Source organism: Haemophilus sp. HMSC61B11, assembly GCF_001838615.1.
In the GTDB taxonomy this organism is placed as follows: Bacteria; Pseudomonadota; Gammaproteobacteria; order Enterobacterales; family Pasteurellaceae; genus Haemophilus_D; species Haemophilus_D parainfluenzae_AD.
Map to the genome: position 1 here is coordinate 8,895 of NZ_KV837995.1, position 6,971 is coordinate 15,865.

The 6,971-nt window shown below is 33.1% G+C and carries 5 protein-coding genes and 3 pseudogenes; all 8 read left to right on the forward strand.

Annotated elements, in window-relative coordinates; translation table 11 throughout:
- A pseudogene (locus HMPREF3263_RS10910) lies at nt 1-468 on the forward strand (hypothetical protein); the annotation flags it as partial.
- 87 nt (nt 469-555) lie between these two features.
- On the forward strand, nt 556-762 hold the full coding sequence (locus HMPREF3263_RS07215) for a hypothetical protein (RefSeq protein WP_049370592.1): 207 nt from the start codon (nt 556-558) through the stop codon (nt 760-762).
- A complete protein-coding gene (locus HMPREF3263_RS07220) occupies nt 738-1,505 on the forward strand; it encodes a hypothetical protein (RefSeq protein WP_005697187.1) in 768 nt (255 codons plus the stop codon). The genes HMPREF3263_RS07215 and HMPREF3263_RS07220 overlap by 25 nt, the downstream gene beginning before the upstream one ends.
- Before the next feature lie 200 nt (nt 1,506-1,705).
- Nucleotides 1,706-2,377 carry a hypothetical protein gene (locus tag HMPREF3263_RS07225; RefSeq protein WP_232610017.1) on the forward strand — a complete coding sequence of 224 codons (672 nt, stop codon included), beginning with the start codon at nt 1,706-1,708 and terminating at the stop codon, nt 2,375-2,377.
- A gap of 219 nt (nt 2,378-2,596) precedes the next feature.
- A complete protein-coding gene (locus HMPREF3263_RS07230; protein WP_005697185.1) occupies nt 2,597-3,049 on the forward strand; it encodes a lysozyme inhibitor LprI family protein in 453 nt (150 codons plus the stop codon).
- Between the two features lie 268 nt (nt 3,050-3,317).
- Nucleotides 3,318-4,644, forward strand: a pseudogene (locus tag HMPREF3263_RS07235) (DUF4123 domain-containing protein).
- Complete coding sequence (locus HMPREF3263_RS07240; RefSeq protein WP_005697191.1) at nt 4,637-6,718, forward strand: alpha/beta hydrolase family protein; 2,082 nt, start codon at nt 4,637-4,639, stop codon at nt 6,716-6,718. Before HMPREF3263_RS07235 ends, HMPREF3263_RS07240 begins: the two are co-directional and overlap by 8 nt.
- A pseudogene (locus HMPREF3263_RS07245) lies at nt 6,715-6,971 on the forward strand (WD40 repeat domain-containing protein); the annotation flags it as partial. The gene HMPREF3263_RS07240 and the pseudogene HMPREF3263_RS07245, both read left to right, overlap by 4 nt.

The window sequence follows — 6,971 nt, forward strand, 5'->3', positions numbered from 1 at the left end:
AAGCAGGCGTATTATCTGCATCCGTTGGGGCTGATTGGGTGGTTTGCTGTAAGTCAATGTTGTTGTATTGATATTGATAAGTTTATTGAGGAATATAAATCTAAACACTCTGATATTGGATGGTATGATAAGAATAGAGCTACGGGGAGATATGAGAAAATTAAGTTACCTCAACTTAATTCGCAATCGGAAAATAATTTGAGACGTTTGGTCAAAGGAATTATTGATTATTATAGTCAATCAGACTATGAAAAGTGCAATATCCCTCGATTAGCCTATATGCTAGCAACTATTAGAGTTGAATCTTATAATTGGAGAAAACGGATTTTCTTCGGAATTCTTGAGGAGGATATTTCATATGAGAAAGCTGAAGTTGATTATGGATGTGGTTTAACTGCTAGAAGGGCTAGTGTGGCTAGAAAAAATGGTTGTCGAATTGATGGTGATGGTTACAAATATAGAGGGTGAGGATTCGTACAGATTACTTGGCGTATAAATTATGAAAAATTTAATGGAATCAATGGGATTGCTTTTGATCTTGAACCAGAAAAGATAATGGATTTTGATACTCTCATAAAGGTAACTGTTGATGGTATGGAGAAAGGATTATTTGTGAAAGGTGAAACTTTATCTAAGCATATTAATGTAGAAAAGAAAGATTATAAATCAGCAAGAAGAATTATCAATGGACAAGATAAAGATTGGATTATTGCTGAATACGCACAGGGGATTGAAGAGTGTTTAATGAATGCAAAAAAATAATATTTTTACTTCTAACGTCATTTTCAGTATTTGCTAATGATCTAGATTTGACAGAGAATGGCATTTTATCTTCTTTAGATAATAAGATTATTTCTAAAAATATAAAGAAAAGTGAGTCTGCTTCTTATGATCTATATTTTTCATATAATAAAATATTAGGTGAAATACTGGTTTTTGAATCAAATTCTCAATATAAGCATATTTGTTATATTCCTATATTTAAAAAGCAGAATGAATTTTTTGTTAGAAACACTTTTTGTTTAGATAAATATATTAATTTTGATTCTGAGGGGTGGGAGGTTAATTCCTATTCTTCAGACCATAGTGTTAAATTATCAGATGTTAATTATAGCGATATTATAAATATAGGTGAAGGTGGCTTATTTAAACTAATTTCCCGCTCAAATGGAGAGATTAATAACAATAAGATTTTATTTAAAAATGTTTTATATAAGAAAAATTATAATGCTTTTAATGTGGATTATATTTTTAACTTATATGACGGTGAGCCAGATCTTAGGGAGAATTCTTTAGAGGTCTGTTCTCGCGTAGTGAAAGATAAAATATATTTATATAAGAAACCAAGTGATGATGAAAAAACTAAAATGTATCTTATTAAAGATGATAAAATTTGTTTTTTAGATAAAGATTTTATAAACCAGCAAGAGTGGTATTTCATTACCTACAAAGGAAAGAAAGAAATCAACATGTGGATCAAAGCTGATTCTGTCGATCTAAATTAAATGATTTATTAACCGCACTTTGTAACGTGCGGTTATTTTTTTTTACGAACATAATAGGGTTAAGTTTCTTATTAGAGATAATAATATACAAGAATGTCCTAATTTGAATTTATCTAAGCCTATAGGAGTGTATAAATTCTCTACTAGTGGTATTAAAAACACAAAATATGGTACAGGTCTACAAAAGAAATTTGAAGGTTATGATGATTAAAATTATTTTTATTATTGCTTTGTTAATATCTTATTATGCTGAGGCTACATCTAGCATGAATGGACTGCAAAAATTTAGTGGTGATATGGAGTCTAAAATTTCTTGTAGTCAATCTGATTCAATGAGCTATCAATGTGAGTTAAAATTAGGTAGTAATTACTACAATACTATACATATAAAAGATAATAATGAATGTGGGGAATTTAGTATCGTCCCTATATCAAAAGATAAAATATCTATAGAGTGTGGATTTGATGGCATTTCTAATATATATACCTATAAATTGATAGATGATAATCTACTTTTGGATAAGTATGAATATTATTATTTGGGTAGTGGTCCATCAGAAGTTGATGAGTTTATAATCGATAATCTTGTAAGTTTTAGACGAAATATTTCTACAGATATTTCTGATAATGGAAATAGAATGTTTTCTCTTGGATATGTTAATAAAAAATCTTATTTGTATAATGAAAACTATAATAAGACTGATATGTATTTGGTTAAAGGGGATAAGGTATTGATATTTGATGTTAAAAAGGATTCTAAAAACAATAAGTGGTATAAAATATTATTTCCAGGAAAGAAGAGCATAACTAAATGGATGAGATCTTATAATATTAGCTATTTAAGTGTAAATAGTAAGTTTTTAACAAGATAGAGGTTAGTGTTCTAAGCATATAGTAAACCTGTTTTTCAACTTCTAAAGTGCGGTTTGTTTTATATAAAATGAATCGCACTTTTCCTATGGGGCTATTTTATTTGATGAAATTTATCGCATTTATAGACTTATTTACCAGCAGAACCTAAAAATATTGAGTTTTCTAAGTTGCTTAATGTTTATTGGTTTTGGATATGGTTTAAGTAAAAAGGAATCGATTTGTTTAAAAATAATAAATATACAGTGGTAATTTTTCTGTCACTTTTTTCTTCTCGTTTAGTTTTTTCTATTGAGCTAGAAGACTTGCTTGTTTCAGATGCATTATCTAAGCCTTGCTTGTCTGTAAGTGTGCAAGAAGCAGATTTAATGTCTTGTGTAAGTAAAGGGTATATGCTGGCTCAGAAAAAGTTAAATTTGAATTATAACGTATCAATCCAACAAGAAAATCAAAAGATAAGAGAGTATCTAATTTCGTCTCAAAAAAAATGGAATATATCAAAATTTAAGCAATGCTATCCCGAACTTGAAAATGGTCAGGAGGGGAAGGTAAATTTTATTGATTGTGCAACTAAAGCCATTAATGAGAGAAATGATTTGCTAGAGTCGGTTTTTTATGTGATTTCAATAAGAGAGCTTGTCCGTTTAAAGGTGATGATATTATTAAGCTATTAAGTGATAGATAAAGTACATAGAGGATAGAAATAAAAAATCTTAAAATAGTATGAAATTATGTGTAATCTATTTTAAGTTTTCACTAATTTATACTGTTTTTGGGTATGAGCTGGCATTTCTGAAAGCTAGTTAGGGCTAAGTTCTAGTGACTATGAAAGCAGTAAGAGAAGGGGAATACATAGAGAGTATAATTACGGTGATTAATTAATAGTTTAGCTTTTAACACTAAAATCCCTATAATATTTGTCCTCTAACCAAGGAGAATTCCATGCCACATGAAAATCTAATCTATGCCGTCAATGCTCACCAACTCTCCAATAACGAACAAGAAGATATTATTATCCTAATTTATGCCGCCAGTGCCGAAATCGCCAAAAATCACATTACAGTTTACCAACAACAGAACCAAATTCGATTACAGTATTCTTTTCTTCCCCTCCCCCTTAATACCTATTTTCAACGCCACGCCGATGAAACATTGATTGCGCAATTAAAAACAACAGCGCAAGAGTTATCGGAACAGCATCCGGTTATCATTTTCAATCCTAACCAATATCGAGAAAATGAAAAAAGCACAATAGCCTGTTTAACTAAAACCGAATTCCCGATAAGACGAGAAGATGAACGTACACCTTTCTTATTTCAACCTATTCCTGACACCATTAAGCCTTATCTATGGCCGGAAGATAATTCCACCGGTCAATGTTATGCCATCATTAATGCCGAAGTGAGCTTTTGGTTTCCACAGCGTTTTGAGCTGGATGATATTCATTATGCTTGTTTATTTAAAGGTGAAGAAGGAGAAAAGAGAAAAAGAACTGCGCCTTATTTGTTGTACTTACCGGAAAATCATCCTTTTGTTGAAGAACTGTGCAGTGAAAGCCCGAAAGGAAAAGAGGAAGAAGACGGGTTTCAGCAATGGAATAAGCAGTTTGGCTTTTTCTTTCGCTCTCATGCCAAATTTGATGAGCTGTTACACCATTTCAGAAAATTTATCTACATGTCAACCTATGACGGACGCTTGCTCTATTTTCGCTTTTATGACCCGACAGTATTGGAAGACTATTTTGACCGTTTAATGTATTACCCTAAAAAGCTCGCAACGTTTTGGGGAGGCGGGTTAATAGACTCAATTAGTTTACCTAAAGGCCATCATGTTGTGCATTATGCGCCAACAATGGAGTTTGCTAAAATAACACCAGCTAAGAAGCAGTTTGATAGGTTTGAGATGAACGTCATTGTCGATGAAAGAAATGCTTCTCTGCTAACAGATTTAGTCAATGAACTGCTAGAAACCACACCTATTCTAAACGATTACTATGAAAGAGAGACCATTGAAAAAGTCGTTCAACATTGTTATCGTCTTTGCAAAACTCATGCTTTGTATCAAACTATTGATATTGGCCTGCTAACCTTGCTAAGTTTAGCCTATGGTACTGTGATTGACAGATTAGATCCGGAAAAGAAAATTAATCAAATTTTACAAAGTGACATCACTGAACAAAAAAAAACGATACCTTATAAAACAACGGATAAGCGTTCTAGAAAATAAAAATATTATCCGTAATAAATTGGGAGCAAATTTACATGGCTAATACCACTACACAACCATTCTATCATCAATTCGAAGAAGCCCACCGTTCTGAATCAACCAAGATGGGCACTGCAGCTTGTCGTACTAATATCATTATTCATCATAAAGATACACTTGATCGTCCTTTACCTGCAGGAATTATGGTCAAAGTTTATGACCAAGATGGTGGGGTTTCTTACGGTGAAATTGATAAAAATGGAGATAGTCACCATTTGAGCGTAAAGTGCGGTCTGATTTCCTGGCAATTAATGAGAGGTCCTGATACCGCACCAAAATACGACCGTCATAAAAAAGACGGCAGACAGCTTACTGATAAAGATGAACAAGCATTTTTTAATGATTCAGACGGCTATGTACTTATCAAAGCAAATGATGAAAAAACTAAAGACCCGCGATTACAACTAGCGAAACCACTAAAAGTGTTTGTTTCGGTAAATGCAAAAGAAGTGAATGCAATCTATCTTCCCCCACCGATTTTATTGAATTTGCGTTTTCGTCAAAATAGTGAGACGAGATTATCTACAAAACAACTTGAACAGATTAAAAAGGATGGTAACACCGCTACTTTGTTTATTCATGGCTACAATGTTTCACTTGGACATATTGGAAAATTTCCACAATCGGAAGATTTTGGCGAGCTTCCAGAATATTCAAACTTACCACCCTCCGATCAGATTCAGCGACCTTATTTGCATTATGATAACAAGGCGATTGGTCAATTGGCGACAAATACACTCCTTGAGCAAGCGAAAGAGGATGACAATATTTATGTTAAGCACATTTACGATGAGGTAGATTTAAAAGTTAATGGTCATAAAGCTTTAGGTTGGTTTCCACATGTTGAATATTATTTGAATTTAGCTGCATCTGGTAAATTAAATTATGATGATCCTTTTACTGATTGGGATAAATATCACCGAATTATTGGAGTGACTTGGTCTGGTAGCGTTGATCCTTCCATGGTGTTTTTCAGAGCGGAAATGTATGCTAACGAAGCAGGGCGAGAGCTCGCAAAGGTATTGATAGAGTTATTTAATGAAGGCATTAAAGTTAATATTATTACTCATTCATTAGGTGCCCGAGTTGCATTAAGTGCATTGAATATTTTAGGTGATTTTGACGGGGCCTATAATGAGAAAATTGATAATCTGATTATGTGGGAAGCCGCTGTCGCTGATAATGCAATCACTGACACATATACTCGCGTGAAAAATCCGGTGGCAATGGAACTATTTCCTTATGCACATAAAACAGTGAAATATCTTCGCGTATTGTATTCACAAGAAGATGGAGTGTTGGATGGTGATAGTCGTGGTGGAGATAAGGAATATACAGGTTTAATTGGTGGGGCTTATCCGATGAAATATTCCTCTCTAGCAAACACCACTGGAGCCTTAAAAGATTATTACTATAAGTTAAATTTAATTGGTGAGTATTATGAAAATATAGAACAACTCCGACGGAACGTCCTAATACATCGGGGAAGCCTAAACCAGGACGACATTGCGGAATATAACAATATAGAAAACACAGTGAAAGGACGGGAAATAAAACAGAAGATTGAAAAATTACTGATGGAAGAAGCCAATGATGTATCCTCTGATTTAAAGAAGCCATTAAACTATTTGAAACCTTGGAGCCATTATCGTCGTTTTCGTCCTGATGATGAGTATTTTAAACATATTGTTGATGTGCTGACTTACCAGGTATTTAACAATTGGACGATTTATATAAAAAATATGTGGGTACGTCCTGCGTTGGGGCATCAAGGAAATCGTTTGTCTGTTGAAGGTATTGGGTATAAAAATAAAAAATTAACAGAACTTCAAAAAGAGGAAGGGTTTGATCAATTTATTAATGGCAATACCAGTAGTGAAGAAGATAAAGAAGACAAAAAATTCAATTTCTTTGATCAGAGTAATTATTTTATTTCGCACTCGGCAATGCGGGAGTGGGAGTGGAAGGCATTGGATACCCAAAAGGTTTTTCCTGATATCTACAAAGAAAGCTATAAAAATCAAATTATGGATAGATGGATAAAGGCTAATTCAAACTTTGGGAGATATAAAAAATGATTACTAAGTTAAAATTAAGAGTTATTGTATTAGCTGTTATTCTATGCGTTATTTTATTTGCTATATATAAATATTTCAGCACTGCACCGGTACTTTCGTTAAGTGTTTCAACCGACGGGCGTTATGTCATTAGTGCTCATGCTACGGAAGATGCCGATAGACATAAACCTATTGGTCAGTTGGTGTTATGGGATATTGAGAAAAAGGAAAAGACAATACTTGCCCGAAATGCCAACGCGTTTAGTGCCTTTTT